Raw genomic sequence first — 25439 nt, 5'->3', positions numbered from 1 at the left:
AGATTCCGCGTCGGATCGTCCTGTGTGGCTCAGATCACCTGTTCTGGGGAGGTGGAAGGGGTGTGGGTGCGAGGGGTGGACGGGGTGGAAGGGGTGTGGGTGGACGGGGCGGAAGGGGCGGGGGTGGATGCAGCGGCCCCGTAGGCCGCCGCGGCGACGGCGCCCGAGGCGACGAGCTCGGTCACGGTCTCCACGTCGGGCGACAGGAAGCGGTCGGCGCCGGGGCCGTCGACGCCGGCGCCGCGCACCAGGTCGCGCACCGCGCCGGTCGCCGCGCCGGGCTGGAGCGGCGCGCGCAGGTCGAGGGCGCGCGCGCCGGTGAGCACCTCGATCGCGAGCACGCGACCGAGTCCGTCGATGCCCCGGCGCAGCTTGCGTGCGGCCGCCCAGCCCATCGAGACGTGGTCCTCCTGCATCGCGCTCGAGGGGATCGAGTCGACGGATGCCGGCACCGCGAGGCGCTTCAGCTCCGAGACGATGCCCGCAGCGGCATACTGCGCGATCATGAGCCCCGAGTCCACGCCGACCTCGTGCGCGAGGAACGGCGGCAGGCCGTTGCTGCGCGCCTTGTCGAGCGCGCGGTCGGTGCGGCGCTCCGAGATCGACGCGACGTCAGCCACGGCGATCGCGAGGAAGTCGAGCACGTACGCGACGGGTGCGCCGTGGAAGTTGCCGTTGGACTCGACGCGGCCGTCGTCCGTGATGACGGGGTTGTCGACGGCGGCGGCCAGCTCGCGTGCGGCGATCAGCCGGGCGTGCTCGACGGTGTCGCGGGCGGCGCCATGCACCTGCGGCGAGCAGCGCAGCGAGTACGCGTCCTGCACGCGCGTGCAGACGGCGGGATCCTTGTGCGACGCGACGATCGGCGATCCGGCGAGCACCGCGCGCAGGTTCGCGGCCGAGACCGCCTGACCTGCCTGCGGACGCAGCGCCTGCAGGTCGGCGGCGAACACGGCGTCGGTGCCCAGCTGCGACTCCACCGACATCGCGGCGGCGACGTCGGCCGTGTCGAGCAGCACCGACAGGTCGTGCAGCGCGAGCAGCAGCATCCCGAGCATGCCGTCGGTGCCGTTGATGAGCGCCAGTCCCTCCTTCTCGCGCAGGACGAGAGGGGTGAGGGATGCTGCGCCCAGCGCGTCCGCCGCGTCGACCTCGACGCCGTCGGCGCCTCGCACGCGCCCCTCGCCCATCGCGGCGAGCGCGACATGCGAGAGCGGGGCGAGGTCGCCCGAGCAGCCGAGCGAGCCGTACTCGCGGACGATCGGCGTGATGCCGGCGTTGAGCATCCCGGCGTACATCTCGACGACCATCGGGCGCACGCCGGTGTGGCCCGTGGCCAGCGTCTGCAGACGCAGCAGCTGGAGCGCCCGCACGACCTCGCGCTCGACCTCCGGTCCGGTGCCCGCGGCGTGCGAGCGGATGAGGCTCGCCTGCAGCTGCATGCGGCGCTCGGGAGCGATGAACGTCGTCGCGAGAGCGCCGAATCCGGTCGAGATGCCGTAATGCGGGTCGATGTCGTCGGCCAGGCTCTCGACGAGGGTGCGCGTGGCCCCGACGCGCGCGAGCGCCTCCGGGGCGATCTCGACGAGCGCGCCATGGCGGGCGACGGCGACGACGTCCTCGGGGCGCAGGGGTGCCGCGCCCACGGTGACGACGCCGGAACGGCGGTCGGAGACGGTGGTCATGCCGGTGGTCATGCGTCGATTCCACACCGACGGGGTGGCGTGCGACAGGCCGAGGTGGGATCCTGTGTCTGGCATGCCAGACAACTCCCGCCCTCCTCAGGTGCCCGCCGCCGACCAGACGCTGCGCATCCTGTCGTTCCTCGCACGCCAGCGCGGGCCTGTGGCCGCGAGCACGGTCGCGACGACGCTCGGCATCCCGCGGTCGAGCACCTACCACCTGCTCGCGGCGCTCGAGGCGCACGGCTTCGTCATCCATCTGCCGACGGAGCGCCGGTGGGGGCTCGGCACGGCGGCCTTCGAGCTCGCCGGCGGCTACTCGCGCCAGCAGCCCCTCGCCCGGCTCGGCCGCCCGCTCATCGCAGCGCTGGCCGACCGGGCGGGCGAGAGCGCGCACCTCGCCGTCATGACCGGACGCGACGTGCTCTACATCGTCGAGGAGCGCGCACCCCGTCGCCCGGCACTCGTCACCGACGTCGGCGTGCGACTGCCGGCCCACCTCACCGCGACCGGCCGGGCGATGCTCGCGGCGCTCCCCCGCGAGCAGGTGCGAGCCCTGTATCCGGATGCCTCGGCCTTCGCCGACCGCACGGGGCGGGGTCCGTCGCGCCCGAGCGAGCTGCGCGACGTGCTGCGCGAGGTGCGCACGCGCGGCTGGGCGGTCGAGGACGGCGAGGTCACGCTGGGTCTCCGCTCCGTCGGAGTCGCCGTGCGCGACCACGCCGGCTGGCCCGCGGCCGCGATCGCCCTGACGTGGCCGGCCGACGACGCGCGCGACGAAGCCGCGCTCGGAGGGCTCGTCTCCGACGCCGCTGCCGAGCTGGAGCGCCGGATCGGGCGGGCCTAGCCGCCGGCCCGGGCGGGCCTAGCGCCGAATCGGGCGGGCCTAGCGCCGGATCGGGCGGACCTAGCCGCCGGCGCGTCGGCCTGCCCGGCGGCCGGGGTCCGGCACCGCCGACGCGAAGGCTCAGCCCCCATGGCCGCGGCTCGGCACACCGAGGCCGCGGCTCACCCCCTATGGCCGCGGCTCGGTCCCCCATGGCCGCGGCTCGGCGCAGCAAGGCGGCTCAGCGCACGACGAGCCGGGGCTCGACGAGCACGTGCGCGGCGCCGGCAGCCGCCGGTCGCGGGTCGACCACACTCCCTGTCGGCCCCATCAGCAGTTCGAGCACGCCGGCCGCGACGCGCTCGGGAAGCTGCTCGACGCTGCTGAGCCCGATCGCCTCGACTGCCGGGGTGTTGTCGAAGCCGACGATGGGCAGGTCGGCACGACCCGCTGCGGCCGCCGCCAGGTGTGCGCCGATCGCAAGCGAGTCGCTCACGCACACGATGCCGTCGACGTCGCCGTGATCGGCGAGCAGCGCCGCCACATCGGCGCGAGCGAGCCCGACGCTCTCCTCGCACGCAAGGCGCCGCCCGGTCGCGCCGGCCGCGGCCATCGCCTCGATCCAGCCGCGTTCGCGGTCGTCGCCGGTGCCCGAGCCGCTCGGCCAGCCGAGGAACGCGACGCGAGGACCGGCGATGCCGAGGACGTGCTCCGTGGCGGAGCGTGTGCCGGCCGCTCCGTCGACGTCGACCCACAGGTGGGCCGGTGACGAGACGTCGTCCTCACCCCAGGGCCGCCCGAACGAGACGAACGGGATGCCGTGGTCGTCGAGCCAGCGCGTGCGCGGATCGCCGTGGAACGTGCCGGTGATCACGACCGCGTCGATCTCGCCGCCGTCGGTGAGCTCGCCCATACGGGCGATCTCCTCGGCGGGGCTGCGCGCGGCGTAGAGCTGGAGACGCATGCCGCGCTCACTCGCCCGCTCGGCGAGCGCGTGCACGAAGCGGTCGAGCACCACCCCCGAGATTCCGCCCGCGTACGGGTCGAGATGGATGCCGATGGTCGAGCTGCGGCGGGTGCGCAGGCGGCGCGCCGCAGCATGGGGGCGGTAGCCGAGGTCGGCGATCGCTCGCTCGACGCGCTCCCTCGTCGCAGGACGCACGATGCCCGGCGTGTTCAGCACGTTCGACACCGTCTGGCGAGAGACCCCGGCAACGGCGGCGACGTCGTCGACGGTCGGCAATTTCGCCATCCGGACCCTCCTCGCCGGTTCTTTCGCGATACGAGACGTCATCCTATGCGCCGGTCGACCCCCTTGACAGGATGGCCGCCGGCTTTCTACCGTGTGTCTCGCATCCATAGTTTGATCGTTCAAATTCGCTCCCGCGACGATGGACGATCGGGGTCATCGACGACTCGTCACTGCTCATCGAAGGAGAAGAGACATGACACGGCACACGACGCGCGCGCTGCTCGGCACCGGGGCGCTGCTCATCACGGGGGTGCTGGCGCTCACCGCCTGCGGCTCGGGATTCGACGACGGCGGCGGCGGTGGCACGGACAACGGAGACGCGACCGAGCTCACGTCGTCCGACGATGCCCTGACGATCCTGATCGGGTCGTCCGGCGATGCTGAGACAGCCGCCGTCGAAGAGGCTGTAGCGGCGTGGTCCGAGGACTCGGGGGTCGAGGCATCCGTCCAGGTCGCCAACGACCTGCCCCAGCAGCTTTCGCAGGGCTTCGCAGCGGGATCGCCGCCGGACCTGTTCTACCTCGCGTCCGAGGCGCTCGCCGGCTACGCCGGAAACGGCTCGGTCATCGCCTACGGCGACATGCTCGAGAACAAGGACGACTTCTACCCGTCACTCGTGCAGAACTTCACGGTCGACGATCAGTTCTACTGCGCCCCCAAGGACTTCTCGACGCTGCAGCTGATCATCAACACCCGGCTGTGGGAGGAGGCCGGCCTGACCGAGGACGACGTCCCGACGACGTGGGACGAGCTCGCCGACGTGGCGGCGACCCTCACCACCGACGGCGTCACGGGCCTGGCGTTCGGCGCCGAGTACCAGCGGCTCGGGGCCTTCATGGCGCAGGCGGGCGGCCAGCTCGTGAGCGACGACGGCGCCGAAGCAGTCGCGAACAGCCCCGAGAACGTCGAGGCGCTCACCTACGTCCAGGAGCAGATGAATGCCGGATCGTTCGCGTATGCCACGATCGACCTCGGCGCGGGCTGGGGCGGTGAGGCGTTCGGCACGGAGAAGACCGCGATGACGATCGAAGGCAACTGGATCACCGGTGCGATGTCCAACGACTACCCCGACGTCGAGTACCTGGTCGCCGAGCTCCCGGCGGGTCCGGCGGGCGAGGGAACGATGCAGTTCACCAACTGCTGGGGCATGGCCGCCGACAGCCCGAACCAGCAGGCCGCCCTGGATCTCGTCGAGTACCTGACCAGCGCCGAGCAGCAGCTCGCATTCTCGGCCGCATTCGGGCCGATGCCGTCCGTGCAGTCCGCCGCCGACCAGTGGACGGAGGACAACCCCGAACTCGCGGCCTTCCTCGCCGGCGCCGAGTACGCCCAGGGCGTGCCGACGAACGACGGGATCGCGGCGGTCATCACGGACTTCAACGCCTCGCTCGAGGGCCTCAAGACCGGCGACCCGCAGCAGATCCTCGACACTGTTCAAACCAACACCGAAGCAGTCGTGGGCTGACCCCATGACCGCGACAGCGACGGCGCCTTCCCGTGCCCGGAGCCCCCGCCAGGGGCTCCGGCGCGGGGAGGCGCTCGCCGGATGGCTGTTCACGGGTCCCGTGCTCGCCATCCTGGGCGTCTTCCTCCTGATCCCGGTGCTCATGGCACTGTGGGTCAGCCTGTCCGACTGGGGCGGGCGCGGCAGCCCGTTCTCCAGCGATGTGAGCTTCATCGGGCTCGAGAACTACGCCGCCGTCACCGTCGACGGCGGGCTGCCCACGCGCGACTTCGGCATCGCGCTGCGCAACAACGCGTGGTACGTGCTGCTCGTCGTCCCGCTGCAGACCGCACTCTCGCTGTTCCTCGCGATCCTCGTCAACCGCGCGATCCTCCGCGGCCGCGGCTTCTTCCGCACGGCCTTCTACTTCCCGTCGGTGACGAGCACAGTCGCGATCACGGTGCTGTGGCTGTTCCTCTTCTCCGCGACGGGTGTCGTCAACGAGATCCTGTCGTGGATCGGCATCAACGGCCCCAACTGGTTCAGCGACCCCACGGGCATCGTCCACAACGCTCTCGCGTCGGTCGGCATCACACAGGGACCGGCGCTGCTCACCGAGAACGACTTCCTGGGGCTCTCCTGGTGGCAGTGGTTCGCGGGACCCTCCGTCGCGATGACCGCGCTCATCTTCATGGCGGTCTTCACGACGAGCGGGACCTTCATGCTGCTGTTCATCGCGGCGCTCCAGAACATCGGAGGCGAGATCCAGGAAGCGGCGATGATGGACGGCGCCAACGGCTGGCAGCGCTTCTGGCGGGTCACCCTGCCGCAGCTGCGACCCACGCTTTTCACGGTGATCACCCTCGGCCTCATCGGATGCTGGCAGGTGTACGAGCAGATCTACACCGGCACACAGGGCACGCCCGGCAAGACCACCATCACCCCCGCGTACCTCTCATACACCTCTGCATTCCTCGACCAGAACTGGGGCATCGGCGCCGCGATCTCGTTCATCCTGTTCGCGATCATCGTCGTGTTCACCGTCTTCCAGCGCTGGGTCCTCCGCGAGCGACCCGTCTCCAAGCGGCGCGCGCGGCAGTACCAGCTGCCGACGCGCCCCGCAACCGCGACGCCCGCCGTCGCGGCATCCACTCGCGTTCCCACAGTCCCGGATCCGACCGGCAAGACCGATGAGGAGGACGGGCGATGACCGGTACGACGCTGTCCGAGTCGCTGGTGCTCAACCAGGAGCAGCCGCGAGGTTCCACGCCCACACGTCAGCGGATCCTGTCCAGGCGGATCGTGTGGCAGATCCTGCTCTACGTGCTGCTCGTCATCCTGGCACTGATCTACATCTATCCGTTCCTGGTGCAGGTGGCGACGTCGTTCAAGACGGAGGCCGAGGCCGCCGCCGACCCCATCGCGCTCATTCCGCAGACCATCACCTTCGCGGCGTACGAGCGGCTGTTCGGCAACAGCGACTACCCGGTGTGGTTCGCCAACTCCGCGATCGTCACGATCTGCGTGACGCTCGGCCGGGTCTTCTTCGTCTCCCTCGCCGGGTACGCGCTGGCCCGGCTGCACTTCCGGGGCCGCGGCATCGTGTTCGCCGCCGTCATCGCCGTCATGGCGGTGCCCGGGGTGGTGCTCCTCATCCCCAAGTTCCTCGTGATCAACCAGCTGGGCATGTACGACTCGTACGCGGGCATGATCGTGCCTCTGCTCGTGGATGCGGCGGGCGTCTTCATCATGAAGAACTTCTTCGAGTCGATCCCCGTGTCGGTCGAGGAGCAGGCCCGGATCGACGGCGCCGGCACGTTCCGCATCTTCTGGTCGGTGGTGTTGCCGATGGCCCGGCCCGCACTCATCACCATCGTGATCCTGTCGTTCCAGGGGTCGTGGAACGAGCTGACCCACTTCATCGTGTCGACGCAGTCGCCCGAGCTGACGACGCTGACCAAGGGGGTCGCGTCGCTGGCGGCCAACCAGCTCGGCCAGGGCCAGCAGTATCCGATCAAGCTCGCCGCCGCGGCGATCATGACCATTCCCGTCGCGGTGATGTTCTTCATCTTCCAGCGGCAGATCATGAACACCTCCGAAGGAGCCGTCAAGGGATGAGCCCCACCGACGACACACCCCTCCAGCCGCTGCTCGACGATGCCCTCATCGTGCTGCGCGCGCCCACCCAGGTCTGGTCGGGACGCGACGGCGAACTGGGCGCGCAGCCGATCGACGGCGTCTACCACGGTGACGTGCGTCATGTCCGCTCTCTCCGGCTCTCATGCCGCGACTCCGACGTCGAGTGGATCTCGGCGGCCGCGCACGGCCCATCGCGAGCGGTGTTCGGCGGGCTGCTGCGGGGGCTCGACGACGCGACGCCCGACCCCAAGGTGAGACTGCTGCGCGAGCGCGCAGTCATGGACGGGGCCGTGACCGAGACATGGACGGTGCTCTCACGCCTGACCGAGCCGTTCGACACCGTGCTGACGCTGACACTCGAGCCCGATTTCGCCTCGCTGCACGATGTGAAAGCCGGTACGGCGGCCTCGCAGCCGACTGAGATGACGACGACGGATGCCGCGGCCACCGCGCGCTCCGAAGACCAGGAGTTCACGCTGAGGGCGCACGGAGCCACCGTCGCAGGTGGCGCAAGCGGAGGCCCGCTCACCGCGCAGTGGTCAGTGCGCGTCGAGCCGGGCGGCGCGGCCGAGATCTCGTTCACGCTCGAGCTGCACGACCCGACGCTCGTGGTCCACGGCGCCGCCGAACAGTGGTCGGGCGCCGGGGCTCGACCCGGCGCCACGTCGCATCCACGACTGGACCGCTGGCTCGACGTCGCGCTTGGCGACCTCGACGCACTGCGGCTCACCCTGGCGGGTGACGACGACGTCTTCTTCGCCGCGGGCGCACCCTGGTTCTTCACTCTCTTCGGGCGCGATTCGATCTGGGCGGCGCGGCTCGTGCTCCCGCTGGGCGCCGGGGTCGCGGCATCCACGCTCCGTGTGCTCGCCGCCCTCCAAGGCGACCAGCACGATCCCGCGACCGCGCAGGAGCCGGGCAAGATCCTGCACGAGCTGCGGTCCTCGGCGCTCGAGCTGCCCAACGAGGGCGTCGTGCTGCCGCCGCGGTACTACGGCAGCGTCGATTCGACACCGCTGTGGGTGTGCCTGCTCGCCGACGCGTGGCGGGCCGGAATGCCCGAGCCGGAGGTGCGGGAGCTGATGCCGGCGCTGCGGCGTGCGCTGCACTGGATCCTCGACTTCGGCGACAGCGACGGCGATGGCTTCCTCGATTACATCGACCGCAGCGGACGCGGCCTCGCGAACCAGGGCTGGAAGGACTCGGGCGACTCCATCCAGTGGCGCGACGGGCGCCTCGCCGAGGGACCGATCGCGCTGTGCGAGGTGCAGGGGTACGCATACGAGGCGGCGCTCGCCGGAGCGGACCTGCTGGAAGCGTTCGGCGGCGCCGACGAGGGCGCGCTCGATCCGCCGGCACTGCGCGAGTGGGCGGCGGCGCTGCGGGCGCGGTTCCGCGAGGCGTACTGGGTGAATACGCCCGAGGGCCGCTACCCCGGCATCGCCCTCGACCGGCACAAGCGGCCCGTCGACACCCTGACGAGCAACATCGGACATCTGCTCGGAACCGGCATCCTCGACCCCGACGAGGAGCGGTCCGTGGCCGAGCTGCTGCTGGGCGGCTCGATGTCGTCGGGGTACGGCATCCGGACCATGTCGACGGGCGCGGACGGGTACTGGCCGCTGTCGTACCACGGCGGGAGCGTGTGGGTGCACGACACCGCGATCGTGGCGCAGGGACTTCATCGCGCCGGGCTCGACGACGCCGCCCGCGTCGTCGCCGAAGGGCTGCTCGCCGCAGCGGAGGGGTTCGGCTACCGAGTACCCGAGTTGCACGCGGGCGACCCGGCGACCGAGACGTCGGTTCCGACGCCGTACCCCGCGGCGTGCCGGCCGCAGGCGTGGTCTGCCGCGGCGGCGGTGGTGTGCCTCGAGATCCTCGAGGACTGAGCGACCGCGTCGAGTGGCGGCTGCGGGTCAGTCGACCTTCGCGATCGTGCCGCCGGTGAGGCGCACCAGCTCGTCGAACGTCAGCGGGAAGACGGTGTGGGGCGTGCCGCCCGCGGCCCAGATCTCGTCGAAACCGGCGAGGTCTTCGTCGATGATCGTGAGGAGGGCGGAGGGATGCCCGGTGGGCGCCACTCCCCCGATGGCCTGACCGGTCGCGTCCCGTACCTGCTCGGGCGTTGCGCGCTGCATGCGTTCACGCCCGAGGCGCTCGGCGAGGGCGGCGGTGTCGACCCGATGAGCGCCACTGGTCATGACGAGGAGCGGCTCACCGTCGGACCAGAACACGAGGCTGTTCGCGATGGCGCCGACCTCGATGCCGAGGGCGGCCGCGGCGAGCGGGGCGGTGTGCGCGGCATCCGGGAGAACGACGATCTCGCCGGAGATGCCGACGGCGCGCAGCGAGTCGTGGACGAGGCGGCTGCGCGCGGGCAGCTCATGAGGCGCGGTCATCCGCCCAGCCTAGAAGGATGCGGGACCTCGTAGTCGACGTCGCGCGCGGCGACGAGGCCGCCGGGTCCGGCGACGCGGCCGAACTCGCGCAGCGCGTCGACCGGTCGCACGAGATGCTGCAGCACCTGGTGGGCATGGACCACGTCGAACTCTCCGTCGGCGTACTCGAGCGCGTAGGCGTCGGCCGTGCGGAAGGTCAGGTTCAGCGCAGGGTGATCGGCCTCGGCCTCGCGGATGATGTCGGCCGAGGCATCCACCCCCACCACTCCGCCCGGCGCAACGACGGCCGCGAGGTCCGCCGTGATCGTGCCAGGACCGCTGCCGACGTCGAGCACCGACAGGCCCGGACGCAGGTGCGGCAGCAGATAGCCGGCGGAGTTCTCGGCGGTGCGCCAGCGGTGGGAGCGCAGGACGCTCTCGTGGTGGCCGTGGGTGTACGCATCGGGCATGGATCGAACGTACTCGGCTGTGCAGTGTGCCGCAGGAAAATGACGAAGCCTCGGGCAGGTGGCGCAATCTGCGTCATTGTGCGCGCGGTGGTTGAACACTTCGCGAGGTGATGGTGCAATAGAGGCGGATGCCGCAACGCCGCGGCGTCCGCAGCGCACTGCCCACAAGGCCCGCCGAAGGAAGAACGCGATGACGCACACCCTGCCCCTGCCCGACTTCACGCACGAACGCGTGGAGGTGATCACCGGACGACGCAGCGGTCTGTTCATCACCGTCGCGCTTCACTCCTCCGTGCTCGGCTCCGCCCTCGGCGGCGCGCGCCTGTGGACGTACCCGCACTGGAGCGACGCGCTGGGCGACGCCCTGCGCCTGTCGGCGGCCATGACGCTCAAGAACGCGGCCGCCGGGCTCGACGCCGGCGGCGGCAAGTCGGTCATCGCGCTTCCCGAGGGGACGGTGCTCGATGACGAGCGTCGCCGCGCGGCCTTCCTCGACCTCGGCGACGCCGTCGAGTCCCTGCACGGCCTGTACCGCACCGCGGAGGACGTCGGCTCGACGACCGAGGACATGCTCGTCGTGAGCGAGCGCACCGAGCACGTGGTCGGTCTCCCCGACGCCGTCGGCGGTTCGGGAGAGCCCGCCGGCCCGACCAGCCTCGGCGTGTACGAGTCGCTGCGCGCGACGCTCGAGCGTGTCGCCGGGTCGAGCGACATCGCGGGCCGCCGCATCACCATCTCCGGCCTCGGCCAGGTCGGCAGCCGCCTCGCCGTGCGACTCGCGGCCGAGGGCGCGACGCTCACCGTGACCGACGTGAACCCGGCCAAGCGCGATCTCGCGCGCGAGCTCGGTGCCGACTGGACCCCGCCGGGCGAGGAACACCTCGTGCCGTCCGACGTGTTCGTGCCCGCGGGTATCGGCGGACTCCTCACCGACGACGTCATCGACGCCCTCGACTCGCGGGCGGTGTGCGGCCCCGCGAACAACCCGCTCGCGGCCCGTTCCGGCGCCGACCGCCTCGCCTCGCGCGGCATCCTGTACGCGCCCGACTTCGTCGTGAACGCGGGCGGCGTCATCTACCTCGACCTCGAGGCGAAGAAGATCGGCACGCGCGCCGAGGTGATGGGGCGCGTCGCCCAGATCGGCGACACCGTTCGCCGCATCTTCGACGAGGCCGAGTCGCGTGGCATCACGCCGCTCGAGGCCGCCGAGGGCCTCGCGGCCGAGCGTCTCGCCGCCGGCGAGCGCGGGCACGCACTCGCGGTCTGACGCGTCCGCAGGTCGCTCAGTTCGGGGTGGGGCTCCGGGGAGGTCGCGGGACCTCTCCGGGGCTCTTCTCTTCGGCCGGGGGCCCGGCCGGACTTGCGCGCATCGGCGTCGGCCGGAGTGGGTGGCGTGAATCCGGTCCCGCACGGCTAGGTTTGCGCCATGGCTGGGGTGTGGCTCGCCGCGATCAGCGGACTCATCGGCGGGGGAACCCTGCTCGTGGGCGCCGCCGTCGCGTGGTTCGTCGACATCCCGCAGCGGGTCGTGGCGGGCATCATGGCGCTCGGCGCGGGCGTGCTGATCTCGACCCTCGCGTTCGAGCTGGTCGAAGAGGCCGCGAGCGTCGGCGGGCTGATCCCGACGTCGATCGGATTCCTCGCCGGCGCGGTCATCTACATCGTCGCGGACTGGCTGGTGTCTCGGCCGAAGGTGTCGCCGTCGTCGTTGCCGGCGAACATCGTGGCGCGTCGCCAGAGCGCCAAGCTCGCAGGCGGCACGGGAGCCGCGATCGCGATCGGCGCGCTGATCGACGGCATCCCGGAGTCCATCGTGATGGGGCTGTCGGTGCTGCAGGGCGGGATCAGCATCCCGATCGTCGCGGCGATCGCGATCAGCAACTTCCCCGAGGGTCTCGGCTCGACGGCCGCACTCAAGGCCAGCGGTTCCAGCGGCCGCAGGGTCGCCCTGCTGTGGGGCGGGATCGCCGCGGTGTCAGTGATGGCGGCCGTGCTCGGCTATGCCGCCTTCCAGAGCGCGCCGGCGGAGCTGGTCGCCCTCATCACGACGGTCGCGGCCGGCGGACTGCTGGCGATGGTGTGCAGCACGATGATCCCCGAGGCGTTCGAGGAGCAGCGCGCCCTGACGGGCCTGTACGCGACGGTCGGCTTCCTGGCGGCCTTCCTCCTGCACGAGCTCGCGGGGTGACGCCGCCGGGTGAGTGGGCGCTTCAGGCCCGCTCGACCGGGGCCACGAGCTCCGTCACCCACTCGGACTGCGGGCGGTCATCGGGGGCGTGCACGTAGACCTCGCGGGTCGGACCTGCGATGCGATACCCGTCCTCGACGACCTGCGCCATGAGCGTCATCCACGACCGTCCGATCGAGGGCATGTCGCCGCGATGCGTGAGCACCGCCGCCCTCTCGATCGCGGGCAGCTCGACGACGGCGTAGCCCTCCGCCGCCACGGGCGTCTCGTCCGCCGTGAACGACACGTGCACAGCGAGGTCCTCGCTGTCGGGCACCGCGTGGTACCAGAACACGCCCGGCTCCCGCGGTTCCCTTCCCGCAGCCTCGATCGCGCCGACCAGTCGCTCCAGCAGCGGATCGATCACGGGCGAGACGTTCTCCGGCCCCATCCCGGCTGCGCGTCCCTCGACGGCGTAGACGGTCACAGACTCGAGAGGGCGATACTCCACATCCGACATGACGTCGGCTCCTTCCAGACGACGGAGACGTTCGTCGAGGCGATCGAGCCGCGCGCGGTCCGCGTCGATCGATGCCTCGAGCGCGGCACGGCGGCGTACGAGCAGCTCGTGCAGCGCGGCATCCTGATCCTCCGCAGCCAGCACGGCGCCGATCTCGTCCAGCCCGCAGCCGAGGTCGCGAAGCTCGACCAGCCGCAGCAGCGCCCCGAGCTGTGCGTCGGCGTAGCTGCGGTAGCCGGTGCGGGGGTCGACCCGCGCAGGCTGCAGGATGCCGATCTCGTCGTAATGCCGCAGCATCCGCACGCTCACCCGCCCGTGGGCGGCGAACTCTCCGATGGTGTACATGGTGGAGACCACGTTCGACCCTGACACAGCGTGAGAGTCAAGCGGAAGAGCCGCGGGCTCAGGCCGAGGCTGTCCAGTCCTGCTCGTCGTCGCCCGCCGCATCCGCCGCTCCATCGAGCGACAGCCCGTGCAGTGTCTCGAGCGCGGCGTTGACCTCGTCGATGCGGCCCTCGACGGCGAGCTCGCGGATGCGTACAGACGGACGGTGCAGCAGCACGCCCGCGAGGTGCCGCAGCGCGGCCTCGGTCTCTTCGCCGGCGCCGCGGGCGCGCGCGCGGGCGATCTCGGCGTCGACGATCGCGAGCACGTCGCTGCGCAGCGCCGTGATCGCGGGGGCCGCGGCACGGTCGGCCGTGAATTCGGCCGCCGCGTCTCCGACGATGATGCGCGCGTCGGCGTGGGCGCTGAACTCCTCGAGCGGGGCGTGCAGGCGGATCGTCTCGAGGTCGAGCAGCTCGACGCCGTCGACGCGACCCACGGCGGGGTCGACATTGCGCGGGAGCCCGAGGTCGATGACGAGCACGCGGCGCCCCGATACGAATGCGTCGGCGTGCACGACGGCATCGGCGGTGCACGTGATGACGACGTCGGCGGCGGCCGCGGCATCCGCGAAATCCTCCGCCGGCTGCAGGCCGTGCTTCACCGCGAAGGCGGCGGCGCGACCGGACGGCGAGAACACCCGGATGTCGGCGGCACCGCGCGCGCGCACGGCCTCGACGGTGCGTGAGGCGTAGCGGCCGGTGCCGACGATCACGACGCGCGATGCGGCCCAGTCGGCGATGCGGCTGGACGCGAGCTCGAGGGCGAACCGCACCAGGGAGCGGTGCGTGCCGCGCAGACCCGTGTTGTTGCGGATCCCGCGGCTGGTGTGGGTGGCCTTCTGGAAGAGGCGCTCGAGCTCTCCGCTCGTGGTGCCTTCTTCGCGAGCGGCGTCGAGTGCGCGCCGCACCTGACCCGAGATCTCGTCTTCACCGACGACCATCGACTCGAGTCCGCTGGTCACCGCGAAGAGGTGGGCCGCGGCATCCGCTCCCGAATGCACGGTCACCGAGGTGCGCAGACTCTCGACCGGAATATCGGATGCCTCGGCCATGGCTTCGACGACGGATTCCACCGCGACGGCCTCGCCGCCCGTGAGCGGCTCGTCGATGTCGAGGTAGGCCTCGAACCGGTTGCACGTCGCGAGGACGACCGCTCCGGCGACGAAGATCTCGTCGTCCACGAGGGTCCGGGTGGCTGCGGGAGCACCCTGCGACAGCCGCTCCAAGACGTCGAGACTCGCGTTCCGATGGTTCGCGGTCAGACAGAGGAGCACTGGTCCATCTTAAGGCACCACGCAGACCTTCAGCGAAGCGAGGCCGATAGGCCGCGGAAGGGGAGCCTAAGGTTGACTGCGTGCCGCTGGAATCGTCCCACCCCGCTCTTGCCGACAGTTACGCTGTTCCGCCGCTGATCCGCGCCTATCGCGGCGAGCGTCCCGAGACGACCCCGGTGTGGTTCATGCGGCAGGCCGGGCGGTCGCTCCCGGAGTATCGCGAGCTGCGCGTGGGCACCGACATGCTCGACGCGTGCCTCGATCCCGAGCTCGCGAGCGAGATCACGCTGCAGCCCGTCCGCCGTCACGGCGTCGACGCGGGGATCTTCTTCAGCGACATCGTCATCCCGGTGAAGCTCGCCGGCGTGGACGTGCGGATCGTGCCGGGTCGCGGTCCGGTGCTCGAGCAGCCGGTGCGGACGGCGGCGGATGTCGCGGCCCTCCCCCCGCTCGATCCTGCGGCGCTCGAGCCCGTCCGCGAGGCGGTGCGACTCACGGTCGCTGGACTCGGCGTCACTCCGCTCATCGGCTTCGCCGGCGCCCCGTACACGCTCGCCTCGTACCTCGTCGAAGGCGGTCCGTCGAAAGAGCAGCTGCGCACGCGCGCCCTCATGCACTCCGACCCCGAGACATGGGCGGCGCTGCTGTCGTGGTGCGCCGACATCACCGGCGCGTTCCTCGAGGCCCAGCTCGAGGCGGGCGCATCGGCCGGTCAGCTGTTCGATTCGTGGGCCGGGTCGCTGAGCCTCTCCGACTACACCGCTCACGTCGCACCACACTCCGCACGCGCTCTCGAGCGCGCGAAGGCCCTCGGCGTGCCGCTCGTCCACTTCGGCGTCGGCACCGGCGAGCTGCTCGCGGCGATGCACGGCGTGGGCGTCGATGTGATGGGCGTGGACTGGCGGATCCCGCTGGACGAGGCATCCCGCCGCCTCGGAGCCGACGTGCCCCTGCAGGGCAATATCGACCCTGCGCTCCTGGCCGCGCCCTGGCCGGTGCTGGAGGCGCACATCCTCGATGTGCTCGAGCGCGGCCGTGCGGCGAAGGCCCACGTCGTCAACCTCGGGCACGGGGTGCCGCCCGAGACCGACCCGACGGTGCTGACGCGCGTCGTGGAGTTCGCCCACGCGCATGGCTGACTTCTCCGTCGTCGGCGGCGGCGTCGCAGGACTCGCCGTCGCGCGGCGGCTCGCGCTGTCGGGTGCGGAGGTGGTCGTGTACGAGGCATCCGATCGCCTCGGCGGCACGGTCGCGCGCCATGATGTCGCGGGGATCGGACTGGATGCCGGCGCCGAGAGCTTCGCTGTGCGCGGCGGCGTCGTCGCCGCCCTGCTCGCCGAGCTCGGGCTCGCCGACGACATCGTCGAACCTCGGCCCGGGCCCGCGTGGCTGCAGCCCGTGACCGGACCGGCGGTGCCCCTGCCCGCGACGGCTCTGCTCGGCATCCCGGCCGACCCGCTCGCGGATGACGTCGTGCGCGTGGTCGGGGACGACGCGGCACGGCGGGCCTCGGCGCTGGACGAACGCGGCCCGGTCACTCCGGTGCCGGAGTCACTCGGAGCGCTCGTGCGCGAGCGGTACGGCGATGCGGTGCTCGAGCGGCTCGTGGCACCCGTGGTGCACGGCGTGCACTCGATCCATCCGGACGACCTTCCCGTCGCGCGGGCGCATCCGGGGCTGCCCGGCGCGCTCGTGTCGGCAGGGTCCCTCGGGGCCGCGGTCGCGCGGCTGCGTGCGGATGCTCCTCCGGGGGCGGCGGTCGCCGGGATCCGCGGCGGCATCAACCGCATCGTGCCGGCCCTCGCTGCCGACCTCGAGCGTCACGGCGGTGTGGTGCGTCTCGGCGCGCGCGTCGACGACCCCGCGGCGCTGGGCGGCACCGTCGTGACCGCGGCGCCCGGTCTGGCGTCCCCCGCCGGCACCGGGCGCCGGATCGACCTCGTCACCCTGGTGGTGGAGCAGCGGGAATTGGATGCCGCACCCCGCGGCTCCGGACTGCTCGTCGCCGCCGGAGCCCCGGTCGCCGCCCGCGCGCTCACCCACGCCACGGCGAAGTGGGACTGGCTGCGCGAGGCCGCCGGAGACCGGCACGTGCTGCGGTTGTCGTACGACGTGACGCCGTCCGGCCCCGTCGAGACCGCGCGGCAGGATGCCGAGATGCTGCTCGGCGTCGAGCTGCCGGTGGTGGTCGATGCGGCAGTCGTCACGTGGACCCGGCCCGCCCCGGCCGAGGCATCCGACCTCCTCGTGGTGGGCGAGACGGTCGCGGGCTCGGGGCTCGCCGGGATCATCGCCCACGCCGACCGCACCGCCGCCGAGCTCCTCGCCCGCTGACGCCGCTCCTGACACTGGCACCCCACGCGGCGGCTCCACGCCTCCCCGTCAAACGGTCGGGACGAACCGGCGCGACACGCCGGCCCGGTCGGCCCCCCGCGGCGTTTCTCCCGACCGTTTGACGCCGGGCCCCGGCGCCCGACCACCGCCCCGCACTGAGTCCCCGAACCCGCGGGCTGGGACGGCGCTGCGCGCCCGCTCCACCGGCGTGCTCCCCGACAACGGCACCCAGCGCCGGCCCAGCTCCGGGCGGGTGAAAGAATAGAGGCCATGAGCGATTCCTCGGCTGTCCCCCCGTCCGAGAGCGAGACGCTCGGCTACACCCTGTGGGCCGTGTTCCGCCGTGACCCGCACCGCCCCGCCCCCGCCGGCGATCTGGCTCCGGCCGTCGCCGAGGTCGAGACATCCGGAGTCACCGTCCGCGGCTTCTACGACGTCTCGGGCCTGCGGGCCGACGCCGACCTGATGGTGTGGCTGCACGGCACGGGCGTGGCTCCCGAGTCCCTCCAGGCCGCGCTGCGCACGCTGCGCCGCGCCGAGCCGCTCGCCTCGCTCGTGCCGGTGTGGAACGCGATGGGCGTGCACCGCGACGCCGAGTTCACCGCCAGCCACCTGCCGGCGTTCATGCGCGACAAGGAGCCCGAGGCCTGGCTCACCGTGTATCCGTTCGTGCGGTCGTACGACTGGTACATCCTTCCCGAGGACGAGCGCCGCCAGATGCTCGCCGACCACGGTCGCAAGGGCGCCGAGTACCGCCAGGTGCTCGCCAACACGGTCGCGTCGTTCGCACTCGGCGACTACGAGTGGATCCTCGCGCTCGAGGCCCCCGAGCTCGTCGACCTCGTCGATCTCATGCGTCACCTGCGCCAGACCGAGGCCCGCCGTCACGTGCGCGAGGAGGTGCCGTTCTTCACCGGGCGACGCATCGGCCTCGACGAGATCGCCGAGGTGCTGGCGTGACCAGCCTGCGCATCGGCACGCGTGCCAGCACGCTCGCCCTCACGCAGACGGGGATGGTCGCCGATGACCTCGCCGACGCGACCGGGGTGAAGACCGAGATCGTCCGCATCACCACGCACGGCGATCGCACGAACGAGCCGCTGTCGCGCGCCGGCGGCACCGGGCTCTTCACCGGCGCGCTGCGCGATGCGCTCCTGGCCGACGAGTGCGACGTCATCGTGCACTCGCTCAAGGACCTCCCCACCGCGCCCCATGATCGCATCGTCATCGCGGCGATCCCGGCACGCGAAGACCCGCGCGACGCGCTGTGCGCGCGCGACGGCCTCACGCTCGAGCAGCTTCCCGCCGGCGCGCGCGTCGGCACCGGCTCGCCGCGCCGCATGGCGCAGCTGCGTGCGAAGCGGCCCGACATCGAGGTTGTCGACATCCGCGGGAACGTCGAGACCCGTCTCGGCAAGGTCACGAGCGGTGAATTGGATGCCGTCATCCTGGCCGCCGCCGGACTCAACCGCATCGGCCGCACCGACGTCGTCACCGAGCACCTCGACGCCGACCGCTGGCCGACCGCGCCCGGCCAGGGCGCGCTGGGCGTCGAGGTCCGCCGCGGCGAGGAGTACCTGGTCGAGGCACTCGACCATGCCGAGACCCGCGCCGCCGTCGAGGCCGAGCGCGAGGTGCTCGCTCTGCTGGAAGCCGGCTGCTCGGCTCCCGTTGGCGCCCGCGCCGTGGTCGACGCCGGCCTGCTGCTGCTGTCGGTGAGCGTCTACAGCCTCGACGGCGCCACGACTCTGACGTCGTCGCATGCGACCGCCTGGCCGGACGACGACGGCGATCCGTCGCGCGAGGTCGCGGCATCCGTCGCCCGTGAACTGCTCGACGCCGGTGCCGCCGGCCTGACCGGAGAGCGCCCATGAGAGAACGTCCCCGCCGGCTGCGCGCGACGCCTGCGATGCGCCGGCTCGTCGCCGAGACGCGCCTGCATCCCGCCGACCTGATCCTGCCTGTCTTCGTACGCGAGGGCGCGGGTGACCCCGTGCCGATCTCGTCCATGCCGGGCGTCGTGCAGCACACGACCGACAGCCTCAAGAAGGCGGTGACGGATGCCGCGGCCGCCGGCATCGGCGGGATCATGCTGTTCGGCGTGCCCGAGCACAAGGACGCGATCGGCTCCGGCGCGACCGACCCCGAGGGCATCCTCAACGTCGCGACGCGCATCGCCGTCGCGGAGGCCGGGGATGCGCTCGTCGTGCAGACCGACCTGTGCCTCGACGAGTTCACCGACCACGGCCACTGCGGCGCGCTCGATGCGAACGGGTACGTCGACAACGACGCCACGCTCGAGCGCTACCGCGACATGGGCGTGGCTCAGGCCGAGGCGGGGTCGCAGCTGCTCGGCCTCAGCGGCATGATGGACGGCCAGGTGGCCGCCGTGCGCGATGCGCTCGACGCCACCGGGTTCGGCAACACCCCGATACTGGCCTACGCGGCGAAATACGCGTCAGCCTTCTACGGACCGTTCCGCGAGGCCGTGCAGTCCTCGCTCGAGGGCGACCGCCGCACCTACCAGCAGGACCCCGCGAACCGCCGCGAGGGCCTGCGCGAGGTCGAGCTCGACCTGGCCGAGGGCGCCGACATCGTGATGGTCAAGCCCGCGATGAGCTATCTCGACGTGCTGGCGGATGCCGCGGCATCCAGCCCCGTCCCCGTCTGGGCGTACCAGGTGTCGGGCGAGTACGCGATGATCGAGGCCGCTGCGGCCCACGGCTGGATCGACCGCCGCCGTGCGATCGAGGAGTCGGTGGTCGGAATCCGCCGCGCCGGGGCCGATGCGGTGCTGACCTACTGGGCGGTCGAGCTGGCGGGGTGGATCCGATGACCACGCAGACCTCGCATACTTCGCAGACCTCCAACGCCGAGGAGTTCGCGCGCGCCCGCGCAGCCATGCCGGGCGGCGTGAACTCCCCCGTGCGCGCCTTCGGCTCGGTCGGCACCACGCCCCGCTTCTTCGTCTCGGCCTCAGGACCGCGCGTGACCGACGTCGAAGGCCGCGAGTACGTCGACCTCGTCGGCTCGTGGGGTCCCGCGATTCTGGGGCATGCGCATCCCGCCGTCGTGAAGGCGGTGCAGGATGCCGCGGCCCACGGCCTCGGCTTCGGCGCGTCGACCCCCGGCGAGACCGCTCTGGCCGAGCTCATCGAGGCGCGAGTGACCCGCGACGGCGCTCGACCGGTCGAGCGCGTGCGCCTCGTGTCGACGGGCACCGAGGCGACGATGACCGCGATCCGCCTCGCCCGTGGCGCGACCGGCCGCGACCTGATCGTGAAGTTCGCCGGGCACTACCACGGCCACTCCGACGGTCTGCTGGCCGAAGCCGGCTCGGGCGTCGCGACACTCGCGATGCCGGGCTCGGCGGGCGTTCCGGCGCCGATCGCCGCGCAGACGCTCGTCGTGCCCTACAACGACCTCGACGCGCTGCGCGAGGTCTTCGACGCGCGCGGCGACGACATCGCCGCGATCATCGTCGAGGCCGCCCCCGCCAACATGGGCATCGTGCCGCCGGCGCACGGCTTCAACGCCGCGATCGCCGACCTGGCGCACGCGCACGGCGCGCTGCTCATCCTCGACGAGGTGCTCACCGGCTTCCGCGTCGGCACGGCGGGCTGGTACGGCATCGACCCGGTGCACTTCTCCCCCGACCTCATCACGTTCGGCAAGGTCGTCGGCGGCGGGCTCCCGCTCGCCGCGATCGGCGGATCGGCGGCGCTCATGGAGCTGCTCGCCCCCCTCGGCCCCGTCTACCAGGCCGGCACCCTCAGCGGGAACCCGCTGGCCGTCGCCGCCGGGCGCGCGACCCTCGACCACCTCGACGCGGACGCCTACGCCCGCATCGACCGTGCCGCCGCGCAGATCGCGGACGCCGCGGCATCCGCTCTCTCCGAAGCGGGGGTGACGCATGTCGTCCAGCGCTCGGGGAACCTGTTCTCGATCCAGTTCGCGGCCGAGCCGCCGACGGACTACGAGACGGTGAAGGCGCAGGAGGCGTTCCGGTACCCTCCGTTCTTCCGCGCGATGCTCGACCAGGGCGTCTCGCTGCCGCCGTCGGTGTTCGAGGCGTGGTTCGTATCGGCCGCGCACGACGACGCGGCCGTCGGGCAGATCATCGACGCGCTTCCTGCCGCCGCCCGGGCCGCGGCCGAGGCCGCGCCGGGCTGACGTTCCCGACCTCCGGGGTGCCCGACGTCCTCCTTGCGGACGCCTACGCCCGCATGGACTGTGCCGCGGCACGGATGGCGGATGCCGCGGCATCCACTCTCTCGGAAGCCCAACGTCGGAGATCCTCGCCGACACGCCGCCCGCCGGCGGCTCGTCGCGGCGTGTCGCGCAGGATCTCCGATCTTGCGCACACCCACGCCGCCGGGTTCGGCCCGCGCCCCGGCGGCGCGCCGGGGTGACGCACCCGGCCTCCGACGTGCACAACGTCGGAGATCCTGGCCGACACGCCGCCCGCCCGCGGCTCGTCGCGGCGTGTTGCGCAGGATCTCCGATCTTGCGCACACCCACGCCGCCAGGTTCGGGCCGCGCCCCGGCGGCGCGGCGGGGTGAGGCCACCCAGGGGGTCGTTCCGCCGCGACGATGAAAGCAGAAGAGCCCCCGCAAGCGGGGGCTCTTCTGCTTCGGTGGACCTGAGGGGAATCGAACCCCTGACCTCCTCGATGCGAACGAGGCGCGCTACCAACTGCGCTACAGGCCCGTGAACCTCAGTTAGGTTATCACGCCCCGATAGGCCTCTCGGACCGGCTGCGAGCCCCTCGAACCGCACCCGCGAGAGGATGGAAGCATGCTCCCCGTCACACCGAATCGCGTGTCCGTCCTCCGCGGCGTCCGGCTCGAGACGGGAGGCCGCGGCGGCTCCGCATACGACGTCTTCATCGACGCGCAGGGGCTCATCACGGCAGTCGAACCGACCACCGGGATCCCGGCCGGGCCCGGCGAGGTCGATGGACGCGACCACCTCGCCCTGCCCGGCCTCGTGAACACCCACGCGCACATCGACAAGTCGTGGATCGGCCACCCCTGGCAGTCCTACGGCGGTGAAGGCGGCACCGACGGCCGCATCCGCCATGAGCGTGCGCGACGCGACGAGCTCGGCATCCCGAGCCTCGGCATCACCCGTCGCGTGCTCGCCGAGTTCGTGCGCTTCGGCACGACCGCCCTCCGCACGCACGTCGACGTCGACCTCGGACTCGGCCTGCGAGGCATCGAGATCGTGCGCGAAGCCGTCGCCGAGTACGACGGCGCTATCACGGCCGAGATCGTCGCGTTCCCGCAGGACGGCGTGCTCCGCCGCCCCGGCGTGCTCGCCCTCCTGCGCGCGGCCGCCGAGGCTGGCGCCGAGCACATCGGCGGCCTCGACCCTGCGAGCATCGACCGCGACCCCGTCGGACAGCTCGACGGGCTGTTCGACATCGCCGCCGACACGGGCGTCGGCATCGACATCCATCTCCACGATCCCGCCGAGCTGGGCGCCTTCCAGTTCGACCTCATCCTCGACCGCACCGAGGCCCTCGGACTCGCCGGACGCGTCAATATCGCCCACGGCTTCGCACTCGCGCAGGTCGACGCGGCGCGCCGCCGGGATCTCCTGCAGCGGATGTCGCAGCTCGACGTCACCCTCACGACCGTCGCTCCGCTGCGGCTGCCGCAGCTGCCGCTGCACGAGCTCGACGCCGCGGGCGTGCGGTTCGGCTTGGGCACCGACGGGATCCGCGACCTGTGGAGCCCGTACGGCACCGGCGACCTGCTCGGCATCGCGTGGCAGTACGCGCGCTCGTCGAGCCTCGTGCGCGACGAGGATCTGCGCCGCGTCGTCGAGCTCGCCACGACCGATGGCGGCCCCTTCGCCGGCATCGGACACAACGCGCTCAGCCCCGGAGACCGAGCCGACCTCGTGCTGATCGACGCCGAGAACGCGATGGACGCCCTGGTCCGGATGCCCCCGCGCGAGCTCGTGCTCGGCGCCGGGCGGGTCCTCCACCAGGCATGAGGTCGCCGAGTTGCCACTGACAGTGGGTTGACGGCGGCCCAGCCCGAGAGGAGCGGCAACTCGAACCTTCGGCGCGCCGAGCCAGTGCCCGGCGCGAGGCGCTGCGTCGCAACATCGGACCGCGCGCCCGACACACCGGGTTCCGGATGCCGCGACCCGGCGCGCCGCGCAGGATCTCCGATCTTGCGCCCGGGGCGCCGGCGCCACCGGGCCCCCGGCCGACAGGCCGAGCGCGCGAGGCACTGCGTCGCAACATCGGACCGCGCGCCCGACACACCGGGTTCCGGATGCCGCGCCCCGGCGCGCCGCGCACGATCTCCGATCTTGCGCCCGGGGCGCCGGCGCCACCGGGCCCCCGGCCGACAGGCCGAGCGCGCGAGGCGCTGCGTCGCAACATCGGACCGCGCGCCCGACACACCGGGTTCCGGATGCCGCGACCCGGCACGCCGCGCACGATCTCCGATCTTGCGCCCGGGGCGCCGGCGCCACCGGGCCCGCGGCCGACAGGCCGACCGGCGCGAGGCGCTGCGTCGCAACATCGGCCCGCGCGTCCGACACGCCGGGTTCCGGATGCCGCGCCCCGGCGCGCCGCGCACGATCTCCGATCTTGCGCCCGGGCGCATCGCGCCTAAGCCCCACCCCGAGCTCAAGCCCGCCGAGTCGCCGCTGACGGTGGGTCCCCGGCCGCCCAGCACGTCAGTACGGGCACCTCCCCGCCGCCCCGCGGGCACCGCACCGGCACCGAAACCGACACCAGGCCCGCACCGAATCGGCACCGAGCCCCCGAGCCCCGAGACCCCCGCCGACCCCCTACTGCCCGGACGCTCGCCGGGCCAGCAGCCCGCGCACGTGGGCCTCGATCTCGGCGTCGTCGACGTATCCCATTCCGGCGAAGTCCGCCCGGGCGACGCGCGCCGTGTCGATCGACGGCGGACGCTGCGCCTCTGCCCGCTCGCGCATGGCCTCCTCGAGCGCCGCCTGGCGCATCGACTCCCGAGCTGCCTCGACGTCGAGCATCGCCGCGGCCCGCGACCCCGCCGACGCGGTGAGCGGCCGGGGCAGCTCGCGCGGCGCCCATTCGCGCGACGCCGGCTCGAGAGGCACGTCCTGCACGCGCACGTCGGGACGCGCCACCGGAACCTCTACCTGCACGGTGGCCCGTCCCGCCACCCGGGCAAGACGGTGAAGTACGAGAGCGGATGCCGCGGCCACAGCCACGCCCGCCCAGAGCCACGTCTGCACGCCGGTCGTCACGACCTCGAACACGCCGAAGCCCGACACCGCGAGCCCCAGCACGCACAGCAGAGTGGCCGTCAGCCGGAACCGGCGCCGAGCCCGCGCACGCCGCGCAGCAGGGGCCGACCGCGCAGCGGAGACCTCCGCGCGAGCGGCAGCCTCCGCGGCCTCGATCTCGGCCCGAGCCTGTGCCTGTGCGGCGGCGCGCTGCGCGCGCGCACGCTCCAGTTCGACGCGGGCGGCGGCTTCGGCGAGCTCGCGCTCGGCGCGCTCCCGTTCCCGCTCGACCCGCGCGGTCGCCTCGGCGAGCTCGCGCTCGGTGCGCGCGCGCTCGAGGTCGACCTTCGCCTGTTCGAGGGCGGCCGACTCGCGCTGCGCCAGTGCCTGCCGGGCGAGGCGCTGCTGCGCCATCGCCGTGCGCGCGTTGAGCTCGAGGTGAACCTCCTGCGGCATCTCGCTCGTCTCGGCGAGCACGCGCAGCGCCTGGTTCAGCCGCACCGCGTTCCGCTCGGCCGCGTCGAACTGCCGACGGCTGTGCCAAGACGGAAGCAGATAGACGAGCCACAACAGCACGGAGACGAGCACGATGACCCCGCCACCCAACACTTGCCCGCCCATGTGCATAACGGTATGTGAGCGGATGCCTCGGCCGAGGCATCCCGTCGCGTGTCGCTCTAGGCGTGCAGACGATCGGCGGGCGGCACCGTCGCTGCGTCGTGCGGCGCGTTCCCTGACACCCAGCGCTGCAGCACGCCTTCGGGCACGTCCTCGCGCACGAGCGCGAAGGCATAGTGGTCGCGCCAGTCGCCGTCGATGTGGATGTAGCGGCGGCGCAGGCCCTCGTACCGGAAGCCGAGCTTCTCGACCACGCGCAGGCTCGCCTGGTTCTCGGGGCGGATGCAGATCTCCATGCGGTGCAGGCGCAGCTCGGTGAAGCAGATGTCGGTCGCCATCGCGACCGCCGTCGGGGTGATGTTGCGACCGGCGAACCGCTTGCTCACCCAGTAGCCGATCGTGGCCGAGGCGAGGGATCCCCGCGCGATCCCCCACACGTTCAGCTGGCCCGCGATGTTGCCGTCGTGCTCCATCACGAAGGGCACGCCGGCACCATCGCGGTACTGCTGCAGCAGGCGCCGCACGCCGAGGCGCATGTCGAACGAGACGGGGCCGTCGGGGCTCGTCGCCTCCCATGGCCGCAGCCAGTCGCGGTTCGACAGCAGCTCGGTCTGCAGCTGCCGGGCATCGCGCTGTCGCACGAGCCGGATGGATACCGGTCCGTGTCTGCGGGGAGCCGTCAGGTCCACGTGACCCCCTCGTACGGGCGGCG

General features: G+C 72.3%; 21 protein-coding genes, 1 tRNA gene and 1 pseudogene. 14 read left to right on the top strand and 9 right to left on the bottom strand.

Translation table 11 applies throughout. The features are described 5' to 3' along the window. Nucleotides 1-29: 29 nt before the first annotated feature. The gene (hutH, locus tag MK786_RS05620; RefSeq protein WP_374200431.1) at nucleotides 30-1685 is read right to left on the bottom strand and encodes a histidine ammonia-lyase; all 1656 of its coding nucleotides are present in this window, start codon (nucleotides 1683-1685) and stop codon (nucleotides 30-32) included. A gap of 73 nt (nucleotides 1686-1758) precedes the next feature. On the opposite strand from hutH, the gene MK786_RS05615 reads away from it, so the two are divergent. Further along, nucleotides 1759-2529 (top strand): IclR family transcriptional regulator, encoded by a 771-nt coding sequence (locus MK786_RS05615; RefSeq protein WP_241111247.1) that lies wholly within the window; start codon nucleotides 1759-1761, stop codon nucleotides 2527-2529. 220 nt (nucleotides 2530-2749) lie between these two features. Here the strand turns inward: MK786_RS05615 and MK786_RS05610 are convergent, their stop codons facing one another. Beyond that, a complete protein-coding gene (locus MK786_RS05610; RefSeq protein ID WP_241111246.1) occupies nucleotides 2750-3760 on the bottom strand; it encodes a LacI family DNA-binding transcriptional regulator in 1011 nt (336 codons plus the stop codon). Between the two features lie 193 nt (nucleotides 3761-3953). Here MK786_RS05610 and MK786_RS05605 point away from each other — a divergent pair, with 193 nt between their 5' ends. Genes MK786_RS05605 through MK786_RS05590 form a run of 4 tightly spaced genes read left to right on the top strand, consistent with a single transcriptional unit; the run spans nucleotide 3954 to nucleotide 9232 of the window. Then, nucleotides 3954-5225, top strand: a complete 1272-nt coding sequence (locus MK786_RS05605; RefSeq protein WP_241111245.1) for an extracellular solute-binding protein — start codon at nucleotides 3954-3956, stop codon at nucleotides 5223-5225. A gap of 4 nt (nucleotides 5226-5229) precedes the next feature. After that, nucleotides 5230-6414, top strand: a complete 1185-nt coding sequence (locus MK786_RS05600) for a carbohydrate ABC transporter permease (RefSeq protein WP_241111244.1) — start codon at nucleotides 5230-5232, stop codon at nucleotides 6412-6414. Next, nucleotides 6411-7322, top strand: a complete 912-nt coding sequence (locus MK786_RS05595; RefSeq protein WP_241111243.1) for a carbohydrate ABC transporter permease — start codon at nucleotides 6411-6413, stop codon at nucleotides 7320-7322. Before MK786_RS05600 ends, MK786_RS05595 begins: the two co-directional genes overlap by 4 nt. Then, nucleotides 7319-9232: a glycogen debranching N-terminal domain-containing protein gene (locus tag MK786_RS05590; RefSeq protein WP_241111242.1), complete on the top strand. Its 1914-nt coding sequence runs from the start codon at nucleotides 7319-7321 to the stop codon at nucleotides 9230-9232. The genes MK786_RS05595 and MK786_RS05590 overlap by 4 nt, the downstream gene beginning before the upstream one ends. Before the next feature lie 27 nt (nucleotides 9233-9259). Here the strand turns inward: MK786_RS05590 and MK786_RS05585 are convergent, their stop codons facing one another. Both MK786_RS05585 and MK786_RS05580 read right to left on the bottom strand, forming a co-directional pair. Next, nucleotides 9260-9742 carry a YbaK/EbsC family protein gene (locus tag MK786_RS05585; protein ID WP_241111241.1) on the bottom strand — a complete coding sequence of 161 codons (483 nt, stop codon included), beginning with the start codon at nucleotides 9740-9742 and terminating at the stop codon, nucleotides 9260-9262. Between the two features lie 14 nt (nucleotides 9743-9756). Next, nucleotides 9757-10191, bottom strand: a pseudogene (locus MK786_RS05580) (class I SAM-dependent methyltransferase); the annotation flags it as partial. A gap of 190 nt (nucleotides 10192-10381) precedes the next feature. Between MK786_RS05580 and MK786_RS05575 the strand changes: the two are divergent. Together MK786_RS05575 and MK786_RS05570 are read left to right on the top strand one after the other, a co-directional pair. Next, entirely contained in the window at nucleotides 10382-11458 is a 1077-nt protein-coding gene (locus MK786_RS05575; protein WP_241111240.1) for a Glu/Leu/Phe/Val dehydrogenase family protein, read from the top strand. 159 nt (nucleotides 11459-11617) lie between these two features. Further along, a complete protein-coding gene (locus MK786_RS05570; RefSeq protein WP_241111239.1) occupies nucleotides 11618-12379 on the top strand; it encodes a ZIP family zinc transporter in 762 nt (253 codons plus the stop codon). Between the two features lie 22 nt (nucleotides 12380-12401). Here MK786_RS05570 and MK786_RS05565 read toward each other — a convergent pair whose 3' ends face one another. Both MK786_RS05565 and MK786_RS05560 read right to left on the bottom strand, forming a co-directional pair. Then, nucleotides 12402-13235, bottom strand: a complete 834-nt coding sequence (locus MK786_RS05565; RefSeq protein WP_241111238.1) for a MerR family transcriptional regulator — start codon at nucleotides 13233-13235, stop codon at nucleotides 12402-12404. Between the two features lie 46 nt (nucleotides 13236-13281). Continuing rightward, a complete protein-coding gene (locus MK786_RS05560; RefSeq protein ID WP_241111237.1) occupies nucleotides 13282-14538 on the bottom strand; it encodes a glutamyl-tRNA reductase in 1257 nt (418 codons plus the stop codon). 80 nt (nucleotides 14539-14618) lie between these two features. Between MK786_RS05560 and hemE the strand changes: the two genes are divergently transcribed. The 6 genes from hemE to hemL all read left to right on the top strand — a co-directional run bounded on the left by hemE (nucleotide 14619) and on the right by hemL (nucleotide 21045). After that, nucleotides 14619-15677, top strand: a complete 1059-nt coding sequence (gene hemE / locus MK786_RS05555; protein WP_241111236.1) for a uroporphyrinogen decarboxylase — start codon at nucleotides 14619-14621, stop codon at nucleotides 15675-15677. Further along, nucleotides 15670-16872, top strand: coding sequence for an NAD(P)/FAD-dependent oxidoreductase (locus tag MK786_RS05550; protein ID WP_241111235.1), 1203 nt, complete (start codon nucleotides 15670-15672; stop codon nucleotides 16870-16872). Before hemE ends, MK786_RS05550 begins: the two co-directional genes overlap by 8 nt. Nucleotides 16873-17142: 270 nt before the next feature. Next, on the top strand, nucleotides 17143-17832 hold the full coding sequence (hemQ, locus tag MK786_RS05545; RefSeq protein WP_241111234.1) for a hydrogen peroxide-dependent heme synthase: 690 nt from the start codon (nucleotides 17143-17145) through the stop codon (nucleotides 17830-17832). After that, nucleotides 17829-18746, top strand: coding sequence for a hydroxymethylbilane synthase (gene hemC, locus MK786_RS05540; RefSeq protein WP_241111233.1), 918 nt, complete (start codon nucleotides 17829-17831; stop codon nucleotides 18744-18746). The genes hemQ and hemC overlap by 4 nt, the downstream gene beginning before the upstream one ends. Beyond that, on the top strand, nucleotides 18743-19708 hold the full coding sequence (gene hemB, locus MK786_RS05535; protein ID WP_241111232.1) for a porphobilinogen synthase: 966 nt from the start codon (nucleotides 18743-18745) through the stop codon (nucleotides 19706-19708). Before hemC ends, hemB begins: the two co-directional genes overlap by 4 nt. Then, nucleotides 19705-21045, top strand: coding sequence for a glutamate-1-semialdehyde 2,1-aminomutase (gene hemL, locus MK786_RS05530; RefSeq protein ID WP_241111231.1), 1341 nt, complete (start codon nucleotides 19705-19707; stop codon nucleotides 21043-21045). The genes hemB and hemL overlap by 4 nt, the downstream gene beginning before the upstream one ends. A gap of 465 nt (nucleotides 21046-21510) precedes the next feature. On the opposite strand, the gene MK786_RS05525 is transcribed toward hemL, so the two are convergent. Continuing rightward, nucleotides 21511-21583: transfer RNA gene (locus MK786_RS05525), tRNA-Ala, on the bottom strand. 87 nt (nucleotides 21584-21670) lie between these two features. On the opposite strand from MK786_RS05525, the gene MK786_RS05520 reads away from it, so the two are divergent. Next, nucleotides 21671-22876 carry an amidohydrolase family protein gene (locus tag MK786_RS05520; protein WP_241111230.1) on the top strand — a complete coding sequence of 402 codons (1206 nt, stop codon included), beginning with the start codon at nucleotides 21671-21673 and terminating at the stop codon, nucleotides 22874-22876. Between the two features lie 810 nt (nucleotides 22877-23686). Here MK786_RS05520 and MK786_RS05515 read toward each other — a convergent pair. Together MK786_RS05515 and MK786_RS05510 are read right to left on the bottom strand one after the other, a co-directional pair. Beyond that, nucleotides 23687-24730 carry a large exoprotein gene (locus MK786_RS05515; protein ID WP_241111229.1) on the bottom strand — a complete coding sequence of 348 codons (1044 nt, stop codon included), beginning with the start codon at nucleotides 24728-24730 and terminating at the stop codon, nucleotides 23687-23689. Between the two features lie 56 nt (nucleotides 24731-24786). After that, nucleotides 24787-25416 (bottom strand): GNAT family N-acetyltransferase, encoded by a 630-nt coding sequence (locus MK786_RS05510; protein ID WP_241111228.1) that lies wholly within the window; start codon nucleotides 25414-25416, stop codon nucleotides 24787-24789. Between the last annotated feature and the right edge of the window lie 23 nt (nucleotides 25417-25439).

It is taken from the genome of Microbacterium sp. CFH 31415, assembly GCF_022538185.1.
Lineage (GTDB): Bacteria > Actinomycetota > Actinomycetes > Actinomycetales > Microbacteriaceae > Microbacterium.
Note: the sequence above shows the minus strand (reverse complement) of the source record. Positions and strands in the feature narration are given on the sequence as shown.